Origin of the sequence: Marinomonas sp. (assembly GCF_039940335.1) — a bacterium.
GTDB lineage: Bacteria > Pseudomonadota > Gammaproteobacteria > Pseudomonadales > Marinomonadaceae > Marinomonas.
In genome coordinates this window covers 398,946-424,821 of record NZ_JBDVGW010000013.1, presented here as the reverse complement: position 1 = coordinate 424,821, position 25,876 = coordinate 398,946, and the positions used below count along the sequence as shown (strand labels likewise).

22 protein-coding genes are annotated in these 25,876 nt (G+C 43.1%); 16 read left to right on the top strand and 6 right to left on the bottom strand.

Annotated elements, in window-relative coordinates; all coding sequences use genetic code 11:
• Positions 1 to 420 carry a DUF2721 domain-containing protein gene (locus ABJF92_RS11640; protein WP_446815958.1) on the bottom strand — a complete coding sequence of 140 codons (420 nt, stop codon included), beginning with the start codon at positions 418 to 420 and terminating at the stop codon, positions 1 to 3.
• Between the two features lie 282 nt (positions 421 to 702).
• On the opposite strand from ABJF92_RS11640, the gene ABJF92_RS11635 reads away from it, so the two are divergent.
• The gene (locus tag ABJF92_RS11635) at positions 703 to 2,289 is read left to right on the top strand and encodes an ABC-F family ATPase (RefSeq protein WP_446815957.1); all 1,587 of its coding nucleotides are present in this window, start codon (positions 703 to 705) and stop codon (positions 2,287 to 2,289) included.
• Positions 2,290 to 2,349: 60 nt separating this feature from the next.
• Here ABJF92_RS11635 and ABJF92_RS11630 read toward each other — a convergent pair whose 3' ends face one another.
• Together ABJF92_RS11630 and rarD are read right to left on the bottom strand one after the other, a co-directional pair.
• Entirely contained in the window at positions 2,350 to 3,978 is a 1,629-nt protein-coding gene (locus ABJF92_RS11630; RefSeq protein WP_446815956.1) for a methyl-accepting chemotaxis protein, read from the bottom strand.
• 159 nt (positions 3,979 to 4,137) lie between these two features.
• Entirely contained in the window at positions 4,138 to 4,995 is an 858-nt protein-coding gene (gene rarD, locus ABJF92_RS11625; protein ID WP_446815955.1) for an EamA family transporter RarD, read from the bottom strand.
• A gap of 254 nt (positions 4,996 to 5,249) precedes the next feature.
• Here rarD and ABJF92_RS11620 point away from each other — a divergent pair, with 254 nt between their 5' ends.
• The 11 genes from ABJF92_RS11620 to ABJF92_RS11570 all read left to right on the top strand — a co-directional run bounded on the left by ABJF92_RS11620 (position 5,250) and on the right by ABJF92_RS11570 (position 16,336).
• Complete coding sequence (locus ABJF92_RS11620) at positions 5,250 to 7,667, top strand: putative bifunctional diguanylate cyclase/phosphodiesterase (protein WP_446815954.1); 2,418 nt, start codon at positions 5,250 to 5,252, stop codon at positions 7,665 to 7,667.
• Positions 7,668 to 7,694: 27 nt separating this feature from the next.
• Positions 7,695 to 8,630 (top strand): 2-hydroxyacid dehydrogenase, encoded by a 936-nt coding sequence (locus ABJF92_RS11615; protein WP_446815953.1) that lies wholly within the window; start codon positions 7,695 to 7,697, stop codon positions 8,628 to 8,630.
• A 53-nt stretch (positions 8,631 to 8,683) separates the two neighbouring features.
• Entirely contained in the window at positions 8,684 to 9,031 is a 348-nt protein-coding gene (locus ABJF92_RS11610; RefSeq protein ID WP_446815952.1) for a 5-carboxymethyl-2-hydroxymuconate Delta-isomerase, read from the top strand.
• 47 nt (positions 9,032 to 9,078) lie between these two features.
• Complete coding sequence (locus ABJF92_RS11605) at positions 9,079 to 10,044, top strand: phospholipase A (RefSeq protein ID WP_446815951.1); 966 nt, start codon at positions 9,079 to 9,081, stop codon at positions 10,042 to 10,044.
• Between the two features lie 73 nt (positions 10,045 to 10,117).
• Positions 10,118 to 10,702 (top strand): hypothetical protein, encoded by a 585-nt coding sequence (locus ABJF92_RS11600; protein WP_446815950.1) that lies wholly within the window; start codon positions 10,118 to 10,120, stop codon positions 10,700 to 10,702.
• 151 nt (positions 10,703 to 10,853) lie between these two features.
• Positions 10,854 to 11,369, top strand: a complete 516-nt coding sequence (locus tag ABJF92_RS11595; protein ID WP_446815949.1) for a phosphatase PAP2 family protein — start codon at positions 10,854 to 10,856, stop codon at positions 11,367 to 11,369.
• Positions 11,366 to 12,460, top strand: coding sequence for an MJ1255/VC2487 family glycosyltransferase (locus tag ABJF92_RS11590; protein ID WP_446815948.1), 1,095 nt, complete (start codon positions 11,366 to 11,368; stop codon positions 12,458 to 12,460). Before ABJF92_RS11595 ends, ABJF92_RS11590 begins: the two co-directional genes overlap by 4 nt.
• Before the next feature lie 292 nt (positions 12,461 to 12,752).
• Positions 12,753 to 13,436 carry a GTP cyclohydrolase I FolE gene (gene folE, locus ABJF92_RS11585; RefSeq protein WP_446815947.1) on the top strand — a complete coding sequence of 228 codons (684 nt, stop codon included), beginning with the start codon at positions 12,753 to 12,755 and terminating at the stop codon, positions 13,434 to 13,436.
• 85 nt (positions 13,437 to 13,521) lie between these two features.
• A complete protein-coding gene (locus ABJF92_RS11580; protein ID WP_446815946.1) occupies positions 13,522 to 13,800 on the top strand; it encodes a hypothetical protein in 279 nt (92 codons plus the stop codon).
• Positions 13,801 to 13,864: 64 nt separating this feature from the next.
• Positions 13,865 to 15,061, top strand: a complete 1,197-nt coding sequence (locus tag ABJF92_RS11575) for an MFS transporter (protein ID WP_446815945.1) — start codon at positions 13,865 to 13,867, stop codon at positions 15,059 to 15,061.
• Positions 15,062 to 15,133: 72 nt separating this feature from the next.
• Positions 15,134 to 16,336, top strand: coding sequence for an MFS transporter (locus ABJF92_RS11570; protein ID WP_446815944.1), 1,203 nt, complete (start codon positions 15,134 to 15,136; stop codon positions 16,334 to 16,336).
• On the opposite strand, the gene ABJF92_RS11565 is transcribed toward ABJF92_RS11570, so the two are convergent.
• The gene (locus ABJF92_RS11565; protein WP_446815943.1) at positions 16,333 to 17,256 is read right to left on the bottom strand and encodes an AraC family transcriptional regulator; all 924 of its coding nucleotides are present in this window, start codon (positions 17,254 to 17,256) and stop codon (positions 16,333 to 16,335) included. The two genes, ABJF92_RS11570 and ABJF92_RS11565, sit on opposite strands and share 4 nt — an antisense overlap.
• A 200-nt stretch (positions 17,257 to 17,456) precedes the next feature.
• Here ABJF92_RS11565 and exaC point away from each other — a divergent pair, with 200 nt between their 5' ends.
• A complete protein-coding gene (exaC, locus tag ABJF92_RS11560; RefSeq protein WP_446815942.1) occupies positions 17,457 to 18,974 on the top strand; it encodes an acetaldehyde dehydrogenase ExaC in 1,518 nt (505 codons plus the stop codon).
• Between the two features lie 83 nt (positions 18,975 to 19,057).
• On the opposite strand, the gene ABJF92_RS11555 is transcribed toward exaC, so the two are convergent.
• Positions 19,058 to 20,605 (bottom strand): alanine/glycine:cation symporter family protein, encoded by a 1,548-nt coding sequence (locus ABJF92_RS11555; protein WP_446815941.1) that lies wholly within the window; start codon positions 20,603 to 20,605, stop codon positions 19,058 to 19,060.
• 11 nt (positions 20,606 to 20,616) lie between these two features.
• Complete coding sequence (locus ABJF92_RS11550) at positions 20,617 to 21,057, bottom strand: universal stress protein (protein WP_446815940.1); 441 nt, start codon at positions 21,055 to 21,057, stop codon at positions 20,617 to 20,619.
• Between the two features lie 449 nt (positions 21,058 to 21,506).
• On the opposite strand from ABJF92_RS11550, the gene ABJF92_RS11545 reads away from it, so the two are divergent.
• The 3 genes from ABJF92_RS11545 (at position 21,507) to ABJF92_RS11535 (ending at position 25,797) form a co-directional block, all read left to right on the top strand.
• Positions 21,507 to 22,889, top strand: a complete 1,383-nt coding sequence (locus tag ABJF92_RS11545) for an L-serine ammonia-lyase (protein ID WP_446815939.1) — start codon at positions 21,507 to 21,509, stop codon at positions 22,887 to 22,889.
• Between the two features lie 344 nt (positions 22,890 to 23,233).
• Positions 23,234 to 24,805 (top strand): inorganic phosphate transporter, encoded by a 1,572-nt coding sequence (locus ABJF92_RS11540; RefSeq protein ID WP_446815938.1) that lies wholly within the window; start codon positions 23,234 to 23,236, stop codon positions 24,803 to 24,805.
• Positions 24,806 to 25,026: 221 nt separating this feature from the next.
• Entirely contained in the window at positions 25,027 to 25,797 is a 771-nt protein-coding gene (locus tag ABJF92_RS11535) for a hypothetical protein (RefSeq protein WP_446815937.1), read from the top strand.
• Positions 25,798 to 25,876 lie beyond the last annotated feature (79 nt).

Below are 25,876 nucleotides of genomic sequence, written 5' to 3'. Positions count from 1 at the left end.
TTAGGGCGTGCGTTTACTTTTATTGCGGCTCAGTTTAAAGCTGCGGTTAAAGTGCTGTAGATGCACGTCTAAGGCATCACAAGAAATATGAATCTCCCTCACAGAAAGGTAGAGAGAAAACATCAGAAAGACCAGACTGGCGGCAAAAATATAGCTACCCGCTTGTTGATATTCCAGATACATAGCCATCATCGACATTACACAGAGGAAAAAACTCATTACACCGGCTTCTTGCATACGGCGAATCAGGTAAATACGTTTGCGTAAATTACTGATTTGCTCAGTCGTGTTGTCATCGCTTTGGGAAGGATCGAAGGTACGAATGATCGAGGCCAAGGTCACAAATCGATTAGTGTAGGCCAATAGCAAGAGGGATACGGCGGGAAATAATAGTGCTGGTGTGGTGAGAGTAATGGTCATAATGGGCCTTTAGTGCATCAGAATGAGGAGCTTAGCAAAGCTATTATTGTACGACTCTGCCTATTTATTAGAAGTCCCCTTGTGAGCAAAGAATATGATTTTCCGTGAAGTAAGGACGAATAGGCGAGGCTTTTCCTTCCATATAGTAAGTATCCGCAGATTCCTTAGCTTTGTGCTCGACATTACTCTGCTAAGTCTCTATATTCGCACCCCTTTGTGTTCATCTTTTGTACGCCTCAATCGGGCGGATGGACTTTCTCGTATTTCTTTAGGGCTTTTCTTTTGATATCCACTGCGAACATCACCATGCAATTCGGCGCTACGCCACTTTTTGAAAATATCTCGGCAAAATTTGGACAAGGCAATCGCTATGGTCTGATCGGTGCTAATGGCTGTGGCAAGTCCACCTTTATGAAAATTCTAAGCGGTGAATTGGTGCCAACGTCGGGCAATGTGTCCATCACTCCAGGTGAAAAGGTGGGGACGCTAAGTCAGGATCAATTTGCGTTCGAAGAGTATTCCGTTGTCGATGCGGTGATCATGGGCGACACAGAATTGTGGAAAGTAAAGCAAGAACGAGATGCTATCTATAGTAAGGCCGAAATGAGTGAAGCCGATGGCATGCGCGCAGGGGAGTTAGAAGCTGAATTTGCCGAAATGGATGGTTACAGTGCTGAAAGCCGCGCTGGTGATATTTTGTTGGAAGCTGGCATAGACGAATCCTATCATTTTGGCCTTATGAGTCAGGTGGCACCGGGTTGGAAACTACGAGTGTTATTAGCGCAATCCTTGTTTGCAAACCCTGATATCTTGCTACTTGATGAGCCTACCAACAACTTGGATATTCATACGATTAACTGGTTGGCTGAAGTGTTGAATCAGCGTAAATGCACCATGATTATTATTTCCCACGACCGCCATTTCTTAAACTCGGTTTGTACTCATATGGCCGACATAGATTTTGGTGAACTGCGTATTTACCCTGGGAATTATGAGTACTTCATGGAGGCGTCTGCCCTTATTCGTGAACAGCTGCTCACAGAAAATGCGAAAAAAAGCGCGGAGATGGATGATCTGCAAGCCTTTGTCAATCGTTTCTCTGCCAACGCCTCGAAAGCGAAACAAGCCAGTTCACGTGCTAAGAAACTTGAGAAAATAGAGTTGGCAGAAGTGAAGCAGTCGAGCCGAATGACGCCGTCTATCAGTCTGAAACAAGATAAAAAACTTCATCGCCAAGCTCTGGTGTTAGAAGAATTTGGGCACGGTTACGAAGACGAGCTGCTGTTTAGTGGCGCGGATATGATTTTAGATGCGGGCTCAAAGCTTGCGATCATTGGTGAAAACGGTGCAGGTAAAACCACGTTTCTACGTTGCTTAATGGCTGAGCTAGAAGCGCAACAAGGAATCATTAAGTGGTCTGAAAATGCTGTAATAGGCTATTGTCCTCAGGACAGCTCTGCAGATTTTGATTGTGATCTTACGTTGTTTGATTGGATGTCCCAATGGCGCACAGCAAAGCATGATGACTTAAAGGTTCGAGCCATGTTAGGACGCCTACTCTTCACCGCAGATGACTTTAATAAGAAAGTGCGGGTTTGTTCAGGTGGTGAAAAAAATCGCCTGCTATTTGGCAAATTAATGATGATGGATTTGAATGTGCTGGTAATGGACGAACCAACCAACCACATGGATATGGAAGCCATTGAGGCGCTAAATAATGCCTTGATCGATTTTGATGGCACCTTGATCTTTGTCAGCCATGACCGGGCGTTTGTCTCTTCTCTTGCGACACGCGTGGTGGAAATTAAAGATCGTAAGGTTATCGATTTTCAGGGTACTTATGATGAGTACTTGGCAAGCTTGTCCTAACCATAAAAAAACAACGAACAAGCTCGCTTGTTCGTTGTTTCTGCCTTACCAATCGCTAGTCTATAGCTTAAAAGTCGACATAACCTTTTGTGTTTGCTTAGACGTATCAGCAAGCTCTTCACTGGTTTGATTGTTTTGTTGAATCAAATCACTGGCTTGTTTAGACAAGTCCATGACTTCTTGATTTAACTGATTCAACGCCTGTACCGCTTTACTCTGGCTTGTCACAGTATCGGTAATGCTGTTACTCGCATGAGTGATGGCGGTGACAGAAGAGGCGATGTCTTGCAAGGAGGAAGCCGTTAAAGTGATGTCATCTGTGGTTTTCTTAGATTGCTCATAACTTGAAGTGATACGTATTTCCGCTTCTTTCGCTCCATCTTGTAAGTTCTTAATCATGGTCTGAATCTCGTCCGTGGAGGACTGAGTACGGCTGGCCAATCCACGCACTTCATCGGCTACCACCGCAAAGCCACGGCCTTGTTCGCCCGCTCGGGCGGCTTCAATGGCAGCGTTTAGCGCCAATAAATTTGTTTGCTCAGCAATGCCACTAATCACGTCCAAAACAGTGCCAATATTTTGAGATTCTTGCGCCAACTGGACAACGGATTTCACGCCAATGTCTAATTCATTAGAAAGGAGATTCAAGGACTCAACGGTTTTGGCAATAGAGTCTTGGCCGAGTTGTGTTTTATCCGCTGTATCTTTGGCAGACTCCAGGGTTGAGTGGGTACTGTCTATAATATCCCCTTTATAGCTGTCCACTTCCATAATCGTATCTGTCATCTTGGCAAACATGATTTCGCGTTTTTGAGTGATTTCACGAGTAGATGACGAGACTTGTTGTAATTCAATACTCTTATTGCCGACTTGATTGTTCAAATCGATGGCACTGGAGAGTGTTCTTGAAAGACGTTCTGCAAACTTGTTGTAGGCGCTGGCAATATGGCTAAGATGATCGCTACCAGATTCTGGCAAGCGAGTACTTAAATCACCATCCCCTTCGGCAATGTTTTGCATCACATTTAGGGTTTGGTTGATGGGGCGTAAAATAGAGTTAAGCACTAAGTAAGAGAGTAACAAACTAAGCACAATGATGACGGCGCTAATGGAAACAAGGCGAGTCGCTTCTGTTTTAAATTGTGCATCCACATCGTCTAAGTAAATGCCCGAGCCAAGGATCCATTGCCATTGTTGAAACCCTTTAACATAAGATATTTTTTCAACTGGCTTTTCTTGGCCAGGTTTTGGCCATAGGTAATCCACAAAGCCTGCGCCATTGTTGGCATTCACTACATCGACAAAAGCTTCAAATATTCGTTTACCGTTCTTGTCTTCTAAACTGGCAAGATCTTTACCATCTAGTTTTGGTGAGACCGAATGCATGACCATATTGGATTGGTAGTCATTGATCCAAAAATATTCATTGCCGCCATAACGAATCTCTTTAATCGCCGCCATAGCTTGTTGTTTAGCTTCATCACTACCAAGCTTACCGGCCTGCTCTTGTTGATAATAATATTGAATCACACCGTAGGCGGTTTCCACTACATGCTGAGTCTTGGTGTATTTCTCATTGAGTAGAGAGGCTTTACTGGCAGCTAAAGAGGAATAGACAACGAACAGAAGGCCAAGGGACAAAAGTCCCACTAAGCCTATGAGGCGTGACTTAATTGAGAGTGAGCGCATAGCATTTATCATTATTGTTTACCCCAACTTAAACATAACTAAATACTACATCAGATTAAGCTAAATGTTACTGTTTTATGCAAATAATAAGGATGCAATAGACAGATTGCTGACAGTGTCTTGCTCTTGTTCAAACTCTGGTGTCTGACTCATTAACCTTTAACGACGCCTTAGGCTATCCCAACTGAAAATGGCCAAAGCGATCCAGATAAAGATAAATGTAATAAGTTTGTATGGATCAAATGGCTCTCCATACACGAAGATAGCTAGTACAAAAAGCATACTCGGAGATAAGTATTGGAAAAAACCGATTACAGAGAGAGGTAATCGCTTCGCTGCGCCAGAAAAAAACAAAAGTGGAGCGGTGGTAATAGGGCCTGCCAAAATTAGAAATAGCCAATCGGAGGTGCCCCTAGTCGCTGGACCTTCCCCTTGATAGCTTAGCCAAAGCAAATAGCCCATCGCAAAGGGGAGCAGTAGGCTTGTTTCTAGGAATAATGAAGTAAGGCTATCGGTTGGTGTTCGCTTATGCAGTAGACCATAAAAACCAAAACTGAAGGCCAAAACCAGAGACACCCAAGGCAGGTAGCCCACGATGAACAGCTGCAACGCAACGCCTATTGCCGCTAAGAAAACGGCAAACCATTTAACCCTGCTGTGTTTTTCTTGTAGGAAAATATAGCCCAGAAAGACTGTGATTAGAGGGTTTATATAATAACCAAGAGAGGTCTCCAGCATGCGGCCATCATTAATCGCCCAAATAAATACCAGCCAGTTTGTGGCAATAAGTACTGTTGTTAACAGTAATGTAAAAAGGTGCTTGGGTTGGCTGATAAGTAGACGAACTCGATACCATTTAGCCATTCCAGTGATAAGTATTAACAGTAAGATAACAGACCAGAGTACTCGGTTAGCAACCATCTCTACAGGTGGAGTATGAGACAGATATTTAAAATAAATGGGTGTTAGCCCCCAGAGACCAAAGGCCAGTAACGCATAGAGATAACCGGTGTTCATATTCATCCTTGAAACGTTAAATATATTGCCAAAATTGACTTATTATTTGCTGATTTATATCAATTTTCTTTGTTTTTGTTTTGTTTTGTAAAGGCTATAATTTCGACATAGGATAGACATGTTAAGCAAACAATCAGATCAACGAACTCTTCAAGATAAGAGTATTATTTACAACATTTTTAAAGATGTAATGACTGTCTTTGATATTTATTTAATCTATCGCCATAGGCGGTCAATGATGCTAGTAAGGCCTAATGAAAAAGCAATTTTTTAAGTCACTTTTTGTAAAACAAGCCATACTAACACTATTGTTTGCCATTCTATTAAGTATATTTAGTAGCTCCATACAGCTATTTAAAGAAACCTTAGCTCTACAAGAAAAAACTCATGACTCTTTCTCCTATTGGATGAAGGTTTTGAATCAGCCATTGTCTATGGCCATTCAACAAGGAGATACATTATCTATTGAGCAACAAATTGCCCCGCTTTTAAACTATCCTGGGGTGTCGCATATTGAAGTGTTTGATGGCGACCAAGGCTTGTTAGCTAAGGCGTATAATACGCAGACCAGTGACAGTGAGTTGAAAAAGGCGATTAACAACATACTGCCGAATTTTAGTGTTTTCCATTCACCTTTGACTTTAAAAAACGTTTCCAATGATATTGGAAGTGTGATGATTTACCCAGATAAAAGCCAAGTGATGGCTGGGTTGATTTCCACCCATGCAGAATATTTCATAAATAGCCTGGTCAAAGATATTATGCTGGCAACGTTCATATCTTTGCTATTTTACGTCATTGTTACACACCCACTTAGACACCTAACTCGATCGCTTTCTGAGATGGGGGAAAATATCCACCGCCCTTTATCTGAAGCTTTTACGCGCCGTCATAAACATGATGAATTGGGTTTATTAAATAAGACATTTTCTCAATTATGGGAGAAATTTAATATTGCCCATACGAAGCTGGAAGAAGTACACCAACAGCAAACCAATATGATCGAATATGCGGCAGACGCCATTCTATTGTTAGATCACCAACATAGAATTCTACTGGCCAACGCAACGGCTGCAAAAATGCTAGGCATTGATCAACGTTCATTAACGTGCCTAACCCTTGACGACCTATCGACATCTACTGACTGGTCAGATTTTTCTGAAGCCCTTAAAAACATTCAAATAAATGAAAACAAAACCGTTGAGATTCAACTATCTACTATGTCTGTTGATATTCCGGTTGAAATTCACCTGGCGAAATATGCCGTGGGAGAAAGCAATGAAACCTTGCTATTAATTCGTGATATTACTGAGCGTAAGGAATCGCAGGAGCATATTGAGCGCTTGGCCTATTACGACCCGCTAACCAACCTACCTAATCGTCAGTTTTTACTAGAAAAGCTTGAAAGTTATCTTGAGCACGCTAATCATCGTGGTGCTTTAATACTGTTAGATCTCGACCGTTTTAAAACCATTAATGATTCGTTAGGTCATAACGTTGGAGATCAGTTACTTTGTTCTGTCACCGAGTTTCTAAAACCTTTTGCTTCGTCTAAGGCTACATTAGTAAGGGTTGGTGGTGATGAATTCGCCTTCTTTTTACAGGGACTTGACCCTGACCCTCAAAAAGCGGCTTTTGCCTGTAATGTGTTTATGCAAAAAATTGTCGATGCTTGTCAACGTGTTCGTAGCGTGGGAGTCCATGAAATGCACATCAGTGGAAGTGTTGGAGGGAGTCTATTTTGTGCTGATAAAACTACGCAGACTATTTTGAAACAAGCCGACACAGCCCTGTATCAATCCAAAGCTCAAGGTCGGAATACCTACACGCTTTACCAAGAGGAGATGCAGCATCAAGTGGATGCTCGTTTGGAAATGGAGAAATCTCTCCATAGAGCTTACGAACAAAAGCTATTTGAACTCTATTACCAACCTCAATTGGATCATCACGGGCAGTTGATTGGTATGGAAGCACTGATACGGTGGCAGGATGCTGAGCGAGGTTTTATTTCTCCAGCCGAATTTATTCCAGTGGCAGAAGAGATTGGTCTCATTATAGATATTGGTGCATGGGTCATGGAACAAGCGATTTATCAGGTAGCCGCTTGGCAAGCGGCACAGCAATGGCAAGATGGCTGGAGAATGTCTATCAATGTCAGTCCGATTCAATTTCAGCAAGCCGACTTCTTGCCAAATCTAGAAATGCTATTGAATAAGCATCAGGTCGACAGTCGATGTATTGATTTAGAAATCACTGAAAATATGCTGTTGAATGACTTAGATTCCAGTTTAGAGAAAATGAACCGAGTAAAATCTTTGGGGGTTTACTTATCCATTGATGATTTTGGTACGGGTTATTCATCACTTAAATATTTGAAAAGTTTACCTATTGATCGATTGAAAATTGATCAATCCTTTGTGCGTGACCTGTTAGAAGACAGTAGTGATGAAGCCATAGTTCATGCCATCATTGCCATGTCAAAAGCCTTAAAAATTGAGGTGTTAGCTGAGGGGGTTGAGACATTCGGGCACTTTAATTATTTAAAAAATATTGGTTGTTTACATTATCAAGGCTATTTTTTTGCGAAAGCCTTGTCAGCTGAGAGTTTTGTGAATGACTTTATTTGTCCTCTGCGTCCTGTCCCAATTGAGGATCAATTTGTGTCATCATAGGTGGTTTAATTTATAAGAGATAACGCTATGTTGCCTTACATAAGTCGAAGCCCAAAAAGCGAACAAGCCGCTTGGATAAAGGTTTTATCCGCAGCGATGCCAGAAGAGAAAATCGTTCCTTTTTCACAGCTTACTCAAGCTCAAAAACAAGCCTGTGACCTAGCCATCGTTGCCAATCCTGACCCTAAAGAGCTACAGCAACTCACTCATTTAAAATGGGTTCACAGTACTTGGGCTGGGGTCGAGCGTATGCTGCTTGAACTTGATGAGCCTAGGTTTGATATCGTGCGTTTGGTGGATCCTCAATTAGCCGAAACCATGTCCGAAGCGGTGTTAGCTTGGACTTTATATTTACACAGAGAAATGCCCTGTTATGCCCAACAACAAGCGGCAAGTGTCTGGCAGCCACGAAGCTTTGTGCGTGCACAAGACCGCACCGTTGGAATATTAGGCTTAGGGGCTCTGGGCACAGCAAGCGCTAAACGTTTAAAAGCCAATAATTTTAATGTCATGGGCTGGAGTCGACAGGCGAAAGAGATTGCGGGGGTGACATCTTTTACTGGGGACGAAGGGCTCGCTCAATTGCTGAAGCACAGTGATATCCTAGTTTGTTTACTGCCCCTTACGCATGAAACAAAAGGCCTTTTGGATGCGAATAATTTAGCGCAACTTCCAGCAAAGGCCAGCCTGATCAACTTTGCTCGTGGCCCTATAGTGGATGATCAGGCATTATTAGCCGCCTTAGAAAGCGGGGCTATGAGCCATGCGGTATTGGATGTTTTCAATCAAGAGCCGTTACCTGAAACAAATGCTTACTGGCAGAATTCTAGGGTGACTGTCTTGCCTCATATCTCAGCACAAACTTACCCAATTAGTGCCAGCAAAATTGTCGCAGACAACGTACGTCGATACCGATTAAGCGGTGAAATTCCTAATGCAGTGAATGTACGAATAGGGTATTAATAGCACAGCTTTTTCTCTTTAAATTACTAATAAATCTAAAAAAGGAAGTACTTATGCCTCATTGCATCGTTGAATACAGTCAAAACTTAGAGCAAGAAGTCGCCCCAATTGAATGGCTGGAAGCCGTGAAAACCGCTTGTATCGAGTCGCAATTGTTCTCTATAGAAGACATTAAGTTACGCAGCTTTCCTTATAAAAACTTTATCACGGCAGGCCAAGAAGATGCCTTTGTCCATGTGACAGTTCACCTGTTATCTGGACGTACCGGTGAAGAAAAGCAAGGACTATCAAAACGTATTTTAGATCAGTTATTAGCATTGCCCGTAAAAGGCATCAGTCTGTCTGTTGAAATGCGCGATATGGATAGAGAAGCCTATAGTAAACGTGTGGTCTTGTCATAATAATATGTTCCATTTATGGGCGATTAATACCGAAAAGGGTAAAATGCATGAAAGCCATTTTATGGTGTACAGCAATAGTTTCTAGTTTGGCTTGGTCCGCGCAAGAAAGTGTCGAATTGGTGACTGAGGAAACTCAATCCGTTGAAAGTGAAGAGAGCTATACTCCGGTGGAGCCTCAAGTTCCGGACTCCATTACCAAGCGTGCGAGAGATGCTCAAGGTTTATTTCGTCAACGGGCCATCCGTGAGGCGGCAACAGTTGATAACCCATTTGTATTGACGCCCCATAAACCCACGTATTTTTTGCCTATTTACTACAGCTCAAGATTAGATGAAGAGGCGTTTCTGGGGGCCAGTGAAGCGGATGAGGATTTAGACAATACTGAATTTAAATATCAGCTGAGTTTAAAGTTTCCTATTGTCTATGATGTGGTTGGCCGTAATACCAGTTTGTGGTTGGGCTATACACAGCTTTCCTATTGGCAAGCCTACAATGACACGATTTCGGCGCCTTTTCGGGACACTAACTACGAGCCTGAACTTTTTATTACCACACAGCCTAAAAGTGAGTTCTTAGGTATTAAGCCGGAATATGTCTCCTATGGTGTGGTCCATGAATCGAATGGTCAGTCTGGCGCTTTATCTAGGTCTTGGAATCGTATTTACGTGGATTTCTTATTTGAAAAAGAAAATACCGCAATATCCATTAAGCCCTGGTATCGCTTTCCAGAAAACAGTGAAAATGACGATAACCCAGATATCGATGATTACTACGGCTACGGTGAAATACGTTTATTGCATGTTATTGAAGATTACAGCATTGATGTCTTGATGCGTAACAACTTAGATTTCTCGGATAATAAAGGCGCTTTCCAAATTGGCGTTAACTTTCCTTTATGGGGAAAAAGCCGTGGTTATTTACAGTATTTCAATGGCTATGGCCAATCTCTCTTAGATTATAATAATCACACCCAATCGATTGGTCTTGGCATAATGCTGACAAATTGGTTGTAATGCATGGCTTCTGTAATGATATTGTCATTTTCTGCTTTTAAGGTTAATGGCAACTATCATCAGGAGTACGACCATGACTTTGAAATTCCTACCTGTAGCGACAGGCTTATTTGCACTAACACTTCTTACGGCCTGCGGAACAGAAACGGTTAAGAAACAAGATGTTCAAGCCAGTGTTGAAGAAGCAAAAGCAGCAATTGAACTGAACAATCAAGATTTGTACGAAGTTCACCATGAAGGCCGTATCTATGTATTTGATGATCATGCTACGTATCAAGAATTTCTAGAAGTAGGTGAAACCTCATTCCGTAAAGTGTTCATAGGCGAAGGTCCCAAAGGTGAGACCATTGTTTTTGGTCTAACCAACGAAGACAAAAAGAAAACTTCCGGTATTGCCAGCATGGACATGTACCATGGCGACCTAGCCGGCGCAGATGTTTTCTACGGTGAAATGCGTGTGGAAGGCCGTATTTATGTTTTCTCTTCACTTGAAGAAATGACCACCGCTCGTACCGTTGGTGAAGTACCATTACGCTATACCGATATTGGCGCAGGTCCAAAAGGTGAAACCGTTGTTTACGCTCTAAACGGCGATAACAAGAAAGTAAAACCAGTGGCAATGATTGCTGCATTCCGTCAAATTAATGGTCTTAATTAAGACAGCTAAACCCTTCAAAATATTGAGAACGCCTCGTTTATCGAGGCGTTTTTTATGCCTTGCACCTGTCATCTAAATGTCATTAAACTGCCGCCAAACTGACACCCTGAAGTTTTATTTTAGAGATAAGATAAATGAACTGGGGGTATCTATGAACATACTTCAAAATATTCACGCATTTGATGTACAAACCTTTTATTGGTGTATGGCTCGCAAACACAGAGCAACACTTACCAAGTTTGGTAAAGCGGTTTCCTTTAGTGCTGATGGCCCTTTGTATGTGATGGCTGGCTTACTCTTATGGTGGGCAGGCTTTGAGACCCTTGCATTGGTTCTGGCCTGTGGTTTTACTTTAGAGCGTTGTTTGTATTTTGTCCTCAAAAAAGGCTTTAAGCGTAACCGCCCCGCAGATGCCCTGGATGACTTTAGCAGCTTCATCATTCCATCCGATCAGTTTTCATTTCCTTCTGGCCATACTTCTGGGGCATTTTTCGTTGCTTACTGCTTAAGTGAGTGGTTCCCAAGTTTGAATATGATGCTGTATTTCTGGGCCATGAATGTGGGTCTATCAAGAGTCTTTCTAGGTGTACACTTTCCAACCGATACCGTGGTTGGCGCTCTTTTAGGCACCAGTTGTGCGATTTTCATGATAGGAGTCTTAGTATGAAAATACTGTATGGCGTACAGGGAACCGGTAATGGCCATATAACACGTGCTCGAGCGATGGCGGAAGAACTCAATTTGGCTGGGGTAGAAGTGGACTACGTTTTCAGTGGTCGTGACCCAGAAGACTACTTCGATATGGAGGTTTTTGGCCACTACCGAACATTTGAAGGTTTAAGCTTTGTGGCCCGTAATGGCCAGCTGGATTTACTTGCCACCTATCGTCATGCGCATTTATTTCAGCTTTATAAAGATTGCAAAGCGATAGACACTCGCCAGTACGATTTGGTGATCACCGACTTTGAGCCAGTGGTTGCTTGGGCGGCAAAACAGCAGGGCGTTACCTGCTTGGGCTTTGGTCATCAATACGCTTTTCATCATGATATTCCGCGCTTTAAAGGGAACTGGGTGGCTCAATGGATTATGCGTAATTTTGCGCCAGTCAGTATGCAACTGGGTGCCCACTGGCATCATTTTAATAAGCCTATTTTGCCACCATTGGTACACGTGAATGAAAATAGCAATACGCCCTTGAGCCGTAATGTGTTGGTCTATCTTCCCTTTGAAAACAGTGAAGCCGTGTTTGAGTGGTTAGAGGCGATTCCTGATTATCAGTTTCGCATGCACTGTAAGGATATTGAACCAGGTGTCTATGGTCATATTGAAGTGTTTGCCTTTGCTCGTGAATCCTTCCAAAAGAACCTTGGTGAATGTGAATCGGTATTATGCAACGCGGGCTTTGAATTAAATTCTGAAGCCTTGCAGCTGGGTCGTAAAATTTTAGTGAAGCCGTTGAAGAAGCAGATAGAGCAACACTCAAATGCCTTAGCGTTGGAAAAACTCAAGTTCGCTCAAACCTGTGAGGAGTTAAGTTCTGAACGCATAATTGAATGGTTGGAAAATAGTCAATCTGTACAAGTATCTTACCCTAATGTGGCAAAAGCTGTGGTGGCTTGGTTGGTTTCTACCGAACACATTAGTATTGAGTCTTTGTGTGAAGCGTTATGGGCACGCACGCAAACAAATCACCCTGTGAACTTTAGTTTTCCTTCGTCGAAAAATGCCACTAAAACAAAATATTCTGTGCCCGCTTAAGAGCTGATCGTTTGAGGGGGCGCTTAATCTTGAAGCGCTTTCCCCAAATCTCTCTGTTATCTAGCTTAAACTCTGTTTTTTCACTGAAAGCTTTTGATGATTGAGAAGGAGGCTTTTGTGTGTGAAATAAAGAAAAAAAGCTGAAAAACATTGTTCTTTGCTCAGTGTTGGGTGAACCTCGGTCATATTAGCGGTAGAATAGCCTTTTGATACTGGCGCGAGTCAGTTTTTCACTGCTCTGGCGTAAAGTAATGCGACATAGTAGGTAGGTTATGAGGTCTAGGACAAGGTAATGAAAGCAGCCATTTTAAAACAGAGTCAAATTGATACATCCCTTTACTCTGCAGAAGCCTTACAAGTGCGCCAGGCATTAATCGACACTGGTCTTGAAACGCCAATGATTGATAACGGCCTAAGTAGCGAAGAAAAATACCTGCGTATTAAGAGTGCTTTTGAAGATGTGGTCAGTACACTTGGTTTAGATTTAAACGACGATAGCCTAGCTGAAACACCTCACCGTATTGCCAAAATGTACGTGAAAGAAATCTTTTCAGGGTTAGATTACAGTCAATTCCCCAAAATCACCGTGATAGATAACAAGATGCGCGTGGATGAAATGGTGAAGGTGAGTGATATTAGTTTTACCAGCACTTGTGAGCACCACTTCGTCACCATAGACGGTTTAGCAAAAGTAGCTTATTTGCCTAAGAACAAAATTATTGGCTTGTCGAAAATAAATCGTATTGTGCGCTTCTTTGCTCAGCGTCCTCAGGTGCAAGAACGTTTGACTCAGCAGATTCTAGTCACGCTACAAGCCTTGTTGGAAACCGATAATGTGGCGGTCAGCATTAACGCCGTGCACTATTGCGTGAAAGCGCGTGGTGTGATGGATGCGAGTTCTTCCACTCAAACCACCGCCTTAGGTGGCTTGTTCAAGCGCAGTGATAAAACCCGCAGTGAGTTTTTAGCAAAGTAAAGCTGCCTGAAGGCAGGTTTTAAAGAGTCTTTTATCGGCTCTTTTTTGTGTCTAGAAGTACCATGCTTATCAGCTGGAGAAGAATATGAGTGAGAAGAAGAAAAATACTTGGTTTCCAGCAAAAGAAAACGGCTGGGGGTGGGGGAAACCTCATGCTTGGCAAGGCTGGTTGAGTCAGTTTATTTATCTGATTGCGGTGGCTTTAACCAGTTACCTCATTGATCCAAAAGTAGAGTTACTTAATTGGGTGATTGTGGTGACCATTTTAACCTTATGTTTGATTTTTCTTTATGTCGTTAAAGGTGATGCTCCGAGCTGGCGCTGGAAACGCATCAAGCGCAAAAAAATTAAGCTATTTAAGTAAAACTAAAGATATTCTTTATCTTCCACCTGCTATTAAATGACCTAAAAACGTCAGGGAACACAGGTTGAAAACGTCTAAATTACTGCTCATTATCGCTTATCTTGGCTTCATTAGCCTTGGTTTACCCGATGCGGCCCATGGGGTGAACTGGCCTTTCGTGCGTCAAAGCTTATTTGTCCCTATTGGTTGGTTAGGGTTCGTTATTGCGGCTGGCAGTGTCGGTTATTTAATATCGAGTTTTTTTGTTGGTCAGTTACTGGAGCGTTGGGGGATTGCTTGGTTGCTGAGTCTAAGCAGTTTATTGGTCAGTCTTGGCCTATTCGGTTTTGCTATCAGCCAGCAATTTTATATTTTCTGTCTTTTTGCATCATTAATAGGGTTAGGGTCTGGCGGTATAGATGCTGGGCTTAATGCTTATGCGGCGGAAAACTTTTCTGCCAAGCATATGAACTGGCTACACGCCGCTTTTGGTATCGGTGCGACTCTAGGCCCAGTGATTGTGACCTGGGTGTTAGTACACAGTGATCAGCAATGGCGTTGGGGCTATGCTCTGATTGGCAGTTTGATATTTATCATGGCGCTGGTGTTTGTGTTGTCGAGAAACATTTGGCACAAAAAAACTGCACATGAGTCTACAGAAACAACTTCTCCTGAGGAAAAAGGTTCTCAGTGGCGTCTGCTGAAACATCCGACTGTGCGTTTGCAGATGTTGTTCTTTTTTGTCTATACCGGACTTGAGTTTGGTGTAGGTCAATGGGCTTTTACTGTGATGACGGAAACTCGTGGAATAAGCTTAGCGGCCGCGGGTACTTGGGCTGCTTTGTTTTGGGCTGCGTTGGCTTTTGGTCGAATACTATTTGGTGTTTTAGTTGAGCGTTTTAATGTGGATCGATTGTTAGGTCTTTGTTTATTGGGCGTTGTGGCTGGTGCTGGGTTCTTTAGTTTGGAGCAATCGCCCATCTTTAGTTTTATTGGCTTAGTGCTTATAGGGTTTTGTGCAGCACCGATTTTTCCTTGTATGATCTCACAAACTGCCAATCGCGTCGGTAAAACCCATGCCCCCCATGCCATAGGCATGCAGATGAGCAGTGCGGTCTTGGGTGCCATGACTTTACCCTTTGCCAGCGGCATCATCGCAGAGCATTTTGGTATGAATTATTTGAGCTTGAGTTTTGTTATCTATGCAATAATCATTGCCTGTGTTTTCCATAGGATTCGTCACAGTGATGCCAAGGGGCAAGTGGCTTCCTTGCCTCGATAGATAAACAAAAATACCGACTTATAAGCTCGTCTAGTTCGACGAAGATTTTTATTAAGGATGATAGCAAAGGTGATGTCACCAAAGTATATTGAAATAATTTCTCAGAATTTATTGTTGCTGTGCCTTGTTGTGTTGGGCATAGGGCAGTCCTTTATTTTTGCTTCCCTACCACCGATTGGTCGTGAAATCGGCCTTACGGATGTCCGCATTAGTACGCTGATTACTGTAGGGGCGGCGGCATTCGTAGTGGCCGCTTTCATGTGGGGAGGGATTATTACTCGCTTAGGGCGAGTCCGCTCGGTCATCATTGGCATTGCCTGTTATGCCGTTACCATAGTGTTAACGGGTGTGGTGCTCGAAGAAGCGCTGGCCCAGAATATTTCAGCGGGTCATGCGTATTATTGGGTGTTTGCCTTACGTGTTATCTTCGCGTTTGGTATCGCCGGGGTCTTACCTTCTATTCAAGCCTACTTGGTTGCCCACAGTGATGTGACGCGCCGCAGTGGTACTATCGCAAAAATTGGCGCGTCTTTTAGCATAGGTATGATCCTAGGCCCAGCATGTGCTTCTTTGTTAAGTAATTTTGGCTTGACCGCACCTTTTTACATTATTGGTTTTGTGGCGGCTGTAGTGTGTTTGCTGGTGGTATTTTTCGTACAAGATAGCCAAGATGTGCGCCAGTTTAGCAAGCCACCTAGGCTCAATTGGTTAACTCAACCGGTTATGCCGTTTTTACTCATGTCGGTGTTAGCAATTTTGTCTGTCACGGGTGTGCAGCAAATCATGGGCTTTTTGATTCAAGACAGATTTCATCTAGACGTATCTGAAACCACGAAGCAGGTGGGTGTGGCTATGATGGTGATGTCTTGTTTGAGTATTTTTGTGCAGATGATCTTGGTGCCTAGATTCCAGTTTGGTGTGGTGTTCTTGATCACAACGGGGGTGAGTCTAGGGCTAACCGCACAATTTGCTTTTTTATTTTTAAATTCTTATACGGGCATTCTGGTGGCTATGGGGCTATTTGGCGCAGGCTTTGGCTTTTTGTTTCCCGGTATCCTTACCGCCCAAACCCTATTAGTAAAAGACGACCAACAGAGTCGTTTGGCTAGTGTTAACGCTTCCATGCAAGGGTTGGGTGCTGCATTAGGTCCTGTGACCCTAGCGTCTTTATATCAAGTAGGGATTCATGTGCCCTTTATTTTTCTAGCACTCGGCTTGGTGTTTATCATCAGCGTTTTTCAGTTGTGTCGTAAACGTTTGCTTTCCCCATCTTAGTTGAGTTTTGTTTGGCAAAACTGACGGGGAGAGACACCAAAATGCTGGTGAAAACGACGACTGAAATGACTTAAGCTTTGATAACCTAATTCAAAGCTTACTTCCGTAACCGAACATTTCTCCTGCAGGCGCTGGTAAGCACGGCTCATCCTACGCTGATGTTGATATTCCACCGGTGTGCAGCCAAGCTGACGCTTAAACTCTTGGTAGAAACGACTGCGGCTCATGCAGGCCATCTTGCTTAATTCATCAATGTTCAGGGGTAAGGCGAGATGCTGTTCAATCCAGTGTAAAACACAGGTTAAGCCATTGGCGTCGGGTGTGGCTTGGGTAAAGCACAATAAGGCTTCACGACCGTGGTGTCGTAAAATTCGAGTAATCAATTCACTTACCCCTAAATCCACCAAGAGATCTCTGTCTGGATCATTTTGTACATATTCGCTGGTTAAGCGGTTTAGCACCTGCTGTGTGGCCTGGTTGTGAAGTGTGTGCAGGGGTTGGTAGGGGTTGACCGTTATCTTGCTTGATAGGGGGGAAGTGTTCAATACATCATTCATGCGATCGCACAGCTGCGCGACTCTTTCTTCGGATATTTCTATAGTGAGGCAAGTGGTCGGTTTATCAATTCTTGCTTCTGGAAAGTCGATAAAAACTTCTTCATTAGGCGATAAAATAAAGGATTCATGAGGCATGAAAGGGATATTGCCTCTGTGCTGAGTGTGCATGACCTTGGCTCCCGTAACCATGCCGCAATACAGTAGCCCTTCTGATTTCAAGCTAACTTTTTCTGCCGTTTCATAGGTATCGTAAATACTCAGTTCCGAGTGGGGGCCTGCAAAACTAATACGGTTTTCCACCAACTGTGTCGGCGCTTTTCGTTTGCCATGTAACAGATGATGATTGGAGTATTGAACACTCATTAGCACACCTCTTTTATCTTTATTTTATTGGCGCGATGTTTATTTGTTAGAGGGTCATCATTACGCTTGTTGCCGAGTACGTCAACAAAAATGGATCCATAGGCAAATGATAAAGACTCACAGACAAGTTTTCTTAAGGGCTTAATTTACAGTTAAGCAGGTCAAGACAAGTCGAAAAAAATAACAATAGGAGATTTATTATGATTTATGCCAAACCAGGTAGTGAAGGAAGTGTCATCACGTTTCAATCTGAATACGGGAACTTTATTGGTGGGGAATGGGTTGCGCCGGTAAAAGGGCAGTATTTTGATAATATCAGCCCAGTCGATGGACAAGTTTTCTGCCGTATTCCTCGTTCCACAGAAGAAGATATTAACCTAGCGCTGGATGCCGCCCATAAGGTTCGGGCCGCTTGGGGAAAAACTTCTGTGGCCGCTCGTTCTTTGATGCTCCTAAAAATAGCGGATCGTATTGAACAGCATTTAGAAGCTTTAGCCGTAGCGGAAACATGGGATAACGGTAAAGCGGTACGAGAAACCCTAAACGCAGACATTCCTTTAGCGGTTGATCATTTCCGTTATTTTGCGGGTTGTCTACGCTCCCAAGAAGGCAGTGCTGCAGAACTAGATGAGCATACAGTCGCCTACCATTTCCACGAACCGCTAGGGGTTGTTGGTCAAATTATCCCTTGGAACTTCCCTATTCTCATGGCGGCTTGGAAGCTTGCACCAGCTCTTGCCGCGGGCAACTGTGTGGTTTTAAAACCTGCGGAGCAAACTCCTGCTTCTATTCTAGAGATGGTGAAAATTATTGCCGACCTGCTGCCTGCTGGTGTGCTGAATATTGTTAATGGCTTTGGTAAAGAGGCCGGTGAAGCGCTAGCCACCAGTAAGCGAATTGCGAAAATCGCCTTCACAGGCTCCACGCCAGTCGGCTCACATATTTTAAAATGTGCGGCTGAGAATATTATCCCTTCTACGGTTGAGCTAGGCGGCAAGTCGCCAAATATCTACTTTGCTGATGTAATGCAACAAGAGCAAGCCTTCATCGATAAATGTGTTGAGGGTATGGTGCTGGCATTCTTTAATCAGGGAGAAGTCTGTACCTGTCCATCTCGGGTTTTGATTCAAGAGTCCATGTATGAAGAGTTTATCGCTCTTGCCATCGAGCGTACTAAAAGCATCAAACAGGGGGATCCATTAGATACTGAGACCCAAGTGGGGGCACAAGCCTCTAAGCAGCAGTTTGATAAAATTCTTAGTTACATCGATATCGGTAAAGAAGAAGGGGCAGAATTACTCATTGGTGGTGCTACTCAAGCGGTTAATAACCTTAACGAGGGCTTCTATGTCCAGCCAACCATGTTTAAAGGCTCCAATGACATGCGCGTCTTCCAAGAAGAAATTTTTGGTCCCGTGATTAGTATTACCACCTTTAAAGACGAGGCTGAGGCACTCGCCATTGCTAACGATAGTGAATTTGGCTTGGGGGCTGGGGTTTGGACGAGAGATACGAACTTAGCTTATCGAATGGGGCGTAATTTGGAAGCGGGTCGAGTGTGGATGAACTGTTACCACCAATATCCTGCTCATTCTGCATTTGGTGGTTACAAGAAGTCAGGTGTGGGTCGAGAGACGCATAAGCTGGCGCTAGCGCATTATCAGCAAACTAAGAATATGTTAGTGAGCTATGATATTAACCCGCTGGGTTTCTTTTAGTTTTTAGTTAGGTAGGAAAGAACAAAAAGGCCAAAAGACAATTTGTCTTTTGGCCTTTTTTATTTCAAGAGTTGCTAACTGGATTAATCTTTGTATTTCTTGATTTCACCAGATTTTAGACGTGACATGTAAGAGTTTAGCTCTTGCTTCACGATCGGCATTAGGAAGTAAAGACCGATGATGTTAGCAACTGCCATAGCGAAGATCGCGGCATCAGAGAAGTCAATAACTGGGCCTAAGCTTGCGGCTGCACCGACAATGATGAATAGGCAGAAAATAACTTTAAACGTAAGTTCAGCGTTTTTACCTTCACCAAATAGGTAAGTCCAAGCTTTCAAACCGTAGTATGACCAACTGATCATGGTAGAGAAAGCGAACAATACAACGGCGATAGCAAGAATGTAAGGGAACCAGCTAATGTTAGATCCAAATGCAGCAGAGGTTAGAGCAACACCAGAAGAACCGTCAGCTGTCATGATACGGCCACTTTCAGTTAACACGTACATGCCAGTCGTAGGGTCGACAACAAGCTGCTGAGTAATGATGATCACCAAAGCTGTCATAGTACAAATAACAACAGTATCAATGAAAGGTTCTAGTAGAGAAACAAAACCTTCGGTGATTGGCTCATTTGTTTGTACTGCGGAGTGAGCGATTGCTGCAGAACCAACGCCTGCTTCGTTAGAAAATGCTGCACGTTTGAAACCCTGAATCAAGGCGCCAACAATACCACCGGCAACCCCTAGACCTGTGAATGCGCCTTCAAAGATCTGGCCGAAAGCCCAACCAATTTTATCCGCATTTAGGATTAGGATAATCAAAGCGGCGCCAACGTATAAAATACCCATGATAGGAACAATTTTATCGGTAACGCGAGCGATAGACTTAATACCACCAACAATTACAGCAAATACAAGAGTTGCAAAGATGATACCGGTAATCCAACCTGGGTAATCGCCTGTCAATTGGCTAATTTGAGCATGGGCTTGGTTGGCTTGGAACATGTTACCGCCACCAAAAGCACCTAAAATACAGAAGACAGCGAATAAGCCTGCAAGAATTTTACCGCCAGGGATACCACGTTCAGCAAAGCCTTTCGAGATGTAATACATTGGACCACCAGATACACTGCCGTCTTTGTATTCATTTCGATATTTCACACCCAAGGTACACTCGGTAAACTTAGAGGCCATACCCAGTAGGCCTGCAAGAATCATCCAGAATGTTGCACCCGCACCACCAATCGATACTGCAACGGCAACACCAGCGATGTTACCAAGGCCAACGGTACCAGATAACGCTGTGGCTAATGCTTGGAAGTGACTAACTTCACCTGCATCGTTAGGGTTTGAGTAATCACCTTTAACAAGCGCGATAGAGTGACCAATGTTACGGAATTGTACGAAGCCGAAATACAGAGTGAAAACACTTGCACCGACAACCAACCACAATACGATCCAAGGGAAGCTAGTGCCTGGGATGGGAGCAAAAATAAGGTTAACAAACCAACCTGTTGCAAAACCAAAGGCTTCGTTAACGGCGGCGTCGATACCTTCTGCTTTAGCTGAAGTACTAAGGGCTAAGGCAAAGAAAGCAAACAGAGCATTAAATGGGGTCATAAATTTCTTCATAATAGTCATCCTTAGCTCACAACTGTAACGGGCACATTGGCGCTCATTACCAAGTTCGCAGTTACGCTGCCAAATACTCGTGCACTTAGCCCATGTTCAGATGAACGGGCTACAACGATTTGATCCGCATTTTTTTCAACGGCAATCGTATTAAGTGAATGAGCTACTTTACCGTGTAATACTCGGCCTTCTGCTTTTATGCCATCTTCGACTAACGCTTTTAAAGCAGGCTCGATCACCCGCTCTTTGGCTTTCGCGATTTCTTCCTGACGATGCTTTTTACGCAATGCATTTTCTTCTGTGGTTTGGAATGTATAGGGTGACCACTCGACGACACATACAAGTTCTAGTGTACATTCGTCACCGATTAGACCTGCTAATCGCTTAGCGTAGGAAAGAGCGCGACTACTCGCCTCACTTCCGTCTACACCTACTATGATTGTTGCTGACATATAAAAAGTCCTCTTTTATTAATTCTTATAAAGACTAAAAAGTAAAAATTTAGTCCTTCAGACTATGTTTAAGCAATTCTTATTCCATTATGCGTTAAGTGAGAAGAAATAAGCTTGCAGATAGATCGCACAATTCATCTTTATTGTGCAATGCACCATAGAGTGGCATATATAAAATAAAAAATCCCCATAAAAGCGCTTTTATTTGGGGGAATATGTTAAATAATTAGAGTCTAGTGGTGTTTATAACTGCTTTATTTGTAAGTTTAAGTAACTAGTTTTACTAACCATAGACTAAGCCATAGATTAAACTTTTATCTTTGTGATTAAAGTAACAATTTCGACCGCCTTGTTTCCAATAGGAAATTTTTATTCTAATATGCAATTGATATTGAAAGTTAACCCCCTTGAGTGAGCTATCTCACGATTTAATAGAGTAGGAAGGTGTTATGGCGATTAGTTTATTTGACTTATTTAAGGTTGGTATTGGCCCTTCAAGCTCACACACAGTCGGTCCTATGGTGGCGGCTAATGACTTTGTTCAACAGTTGAAGAAAAACTCACAGCTTGATTCGGTTACAAGAATAAAAACGGATTTATATGGCTCTTTGGGGGCGACTGGAAAAGGGCATGGTACAGGTAAAGCTGTGTTGATGGGCCTTGAAGGGGAATACCCAGACAAAATTGACCCGAATACGGTGGATGATAGAGTTCGTCAAATTACCGACAGTTCTCGTATCCATTTACTGCAGGAGCAAGCCATCGCTTTTAATAGCCAAGCTGATTTGATTTATCACCGCATCGACAGGTTGGATTTCCACGCAAATGGCATGACCTTTATTGCTTATGATGCACATGGGCAGGAAGTACATAAAGCAACTTTCTATTCAGTGGGTGGTGGCTTTATTCTCCAAGAAAATGCTCAGGGTGATATTGAATTAGTAGAAGATAATCGAGTGCTACCTTATGACTTCCATAATGCTGATACGTTAATCAGCTTGTGTAACAAGCATGATATGACGATTGCTGAAATCATGCTAGAAAATGAAAAATGCTGGCGATCAGAGCAAGAAATTAAAGCGGGGATTCTCGCTATTTGGTCGGTGATGAAAGAGTGCGTCACAAACGGCATAGCTCAAGAGGGTATACTTCCAGGAGGGCTTAAAGTCAGGCGCCGTGCGGCGAGTTTATACAGAGATTTAACAAAGAAAACACGTATGGATATGATCACCCCATCCTTAGGTGCTCTGGACTGGGTTAACTTATATGCTCTAGCTGTCAATGAAGAGAATGCGGCAGGTGGTCGAGTAGTGACAGCGCCAACGAATGGCGCAGCAGGCATAATTCCCGCAGTCTTACATTACTATTGGGATTTTTGTCCAAGGTCTGATGAAAAAGGCATCATAGAATTTTTTCTTACCGCATCGGCAGTAGGTTTACTATTTAAAGAAAATGCTTCTATTTCAGGTGCGGAAGTAGGGTGCCAAGGAGAAGTGGGTTCAGCTTGTGCTATGGCTGCGGCTGGCCTTGCGGCCGCCACAGGAGGTACGCCAGAGCAAATTGAAAATGCAGCTGAAATCGGCATGGAACACAATTTGGGCCTGACTTGCGACCCCATTGGTGGATTGGTACAGGTTCCTTGTATTGAGCGTAATGCTATGGCGGCTATGAAGGCTATTAACTCCGCGTCTATGGCGATTCGTGGGGATGGTAAGCACTATGTATCGCTGGATAAGGTGATTAAAACCATGCGGGATACAGGCCGAGATATGAATGATAAATACAAGGAAACCTCAAGAGGCGGATTGGCTGTGAACGTTATCGAATGTTAAAAAATGTACGGTTGGGAAATACTTGTTTCACTGTCTGAAATCTATTCAACTGTTTGATATTTAAGAAAATATATTAACGTCGTAATACGCTTTTTGAAGTGATGTGTTTTCTAAGGCGCCTGATCTTTGGATAAAACGTCAGGCGCCTTTTTTATACCCTAAAACTAGGGGTATATATCTTATTTATCCCAGTGTAGAATGGCGCCCGAAATATATCTTACAGAAATATGACACTGTAGGTGTGTGGTCAAATTATCTCGGGTGTTAGGACGTACACTTTGTTAGTGACTTGCGGATTCGTCATTAAGAGTTTGGCATTAATTTAATTAAGTAGAAGAGCCGGTATGGATCAACAAAATAACCCTAATCAAAATTCGACCCTATTGGGGGGAAATGAGTTTATTCGCGTATTAATCGCCCTAGCATTTATTCTAGTGTCTGGATTTTACGCTTCAACCCTTGGCATTGGTGTTTCTAATGTTTCTATTTTGGCCGTAGCCTCTGCTATCGGTGCTTACATGGCGTTGAATATTGGTGCTAATGACGTAGCAAATAACGTTGGGCCTGCCGTTGGCGCTAAAGCTTTGTCCATGACAGGGGCTATCCTGATCGCAGCTGTTTTTGAAGCTGCCGGGGCAATTATTGCTGGTGGGCAGGTTGTCGGTACGATTAAAAAAGGCATCATCGTTCCAAGTGCTATTGCGGAAGCTGAAACCTTTATTTGGGTGATGATGGCGGCGCTATTAGCGGGTGCTATTTGGTTAAACCTAGCGACTTATCTTGGTGCTCCGGTATCCACTACGCACTCGATTGTAGGTGGTGTATTAGGTGCTGGTATTGCCGCGGGCGGTTGGGACATTGCTAACTGGAATCAAATGATCGCCATCGCAGCTAGTTGGGTAATCTCCCCTGTTTTAGGTGGGCTTATTGCTGCAGGCTTTTTGATCTACATTAAGCGCAATGTCACTTATAAAGGCGATATGCTAGAAGCGGCTAAGAAGACCGTACCTTTGTTGGTTGGGCTTATGGTTTGGGCATTTTCAACGTACTTGATACTAAAAGGTCTTAAGAAGCTTTGGTCGCTTGATATCGTCTCTGCAGGGCTTATTGGTTTTGCTATTGCTCTCACTGCATATTTCGCTGTACGTCCCGTTGTTGAAAAGGCAGCTGCATCGTTGTCAAATACTAAAGATGACGTAAACAATTTGTTCACGCTTCCACTAATCGTTTCTGCGGCATTATTAAGTTTTGCTCATGGTGCGAATGATGTCGCTAATGCTATAGGGCCTTTGGCTGCTATAACCGATGCACTCACCACGGGAGCAGTATCGAGCAAGGCGGCGATTCCTCTTTGGGTCATGTTAGTGGGTGCTATAGGTATTGCGATTGGCTTAGCGCTATTTGGTCCAAAACTGATTCGTACTGTGGGCACAGAAATCACTGAGCTGGATAAAACTCGAGCTTACTGTGTCGCAATGGCGGCGGCGATTACCGTAATCATCGCTTCTCAATTAGGTTTGCCGGTAAGCTCGACGCATATCGCTGTGGGCGGTGTGTTTGGTGTGGGTTTCCTGCGTGAATACCTAAAAGTATCCTATGATAAAAAATTGGCGGCGATCATTTCTCACTCTGAAGATGCAGGCCATGACGGCAAGCAAACACAGGCTTTTGTGGAGCGTTTCAAACAGGCTGGTGTCGAAGAGAAACGTGCGATTTTACGAGAACTTAAACAAGAGCAAGCCTCTTCACCTATTAGTTCACGCGAGCGTAAAGGCCTGAAGAAAGCCACGAAGAAAGAGTTAGTGAAGCGTTCTGCTTTACTGCGAATTGCGGCAGCTTGGGTCATTACTGTCCCTGCGTCAGGTATTTTATCTGCGGCAATCTTCTATATGTTGTTAGGTTATTCATTATCATAAGTGTTCTTAATTGATCCAAAGGGCCAGCTTAGCTGGCCTTTTTTATATGTATTCACCTGTCTGGGTGTGATATAAAAAACATGAGTTGACGTTTGAATGCAGGATATTCGGTACCACTACTTTATGGATGGAGTGCAGCTAGAACCATTAACATACAATGTATCGATTTTTAACTCGCTGGTTTGGTAAGTTGGAGATCGTATAGGACACGTTTTTTACTCATGACAGAAATCGCCATATTTATTCTTTTACTCCTGATAGGAAGCGTTATTGTACTAGCGATAGTGCTGCAATTTAAGGAACAGGCTCGTCAGGAAAAACTGCGCAAGCTAACTCGGCTTGATAATCAATTGAGACTACTGCGCGGTTTTATTGATGATATTCCCTCTCAGTATCAACCGAAAGATATGCGCATTTGGCTGTTTGGTCGGGTCGTAGCTGTTTGTGATGAAATTCAGACATTAAAGTCTGATATCGCTATCGCTAAAAAGCGGACGCGTTTTGCGGAAGAACTCAAGCGTTTTCAAGCTAATGAAGATACACGTCGGCCAAAACCTATTAATGATGAACTTTTGATTAGTGGTTTAAAGCGTTTGTTTGAATCCTTGAGAAGCTATCTATTATTAGCCCATAAAGAAAAGCAGCTGTCGCTAGATGTTGTGCAGCGTTATGAAGGGTTATTAATGCTTTATAAATATCAAGTAAGTGCAGATTTCTATGCTTTTCAAGCCAAACAAGCGTATCTAAATGGTAAGAAAGAAAATGCCATTCAAATCTACAAAGAAGCCATTTCTCAGCTAGCACCTATCAAAGATACTCCACAAGTTTTGCCCATTATTGATGAATTCAATGCTGTCATTGCTGATATTTCAGCAGAGATAACTGCGCCACCAGTAGATGACAGCCTTCCAGATAAAAGCACTGAAGCGCTGGATGAAGAGTGGGAACAGTTCATTGATGAGTCCACTTTTACTGAGAAAAAGCGCTTCTAAAATAAAGGCTTGTGAGCGTTCTTTTTTCGTGATTAACTCGCCAATCGTTAAATTTTTCTTTGCTAATTGATACAGGGAG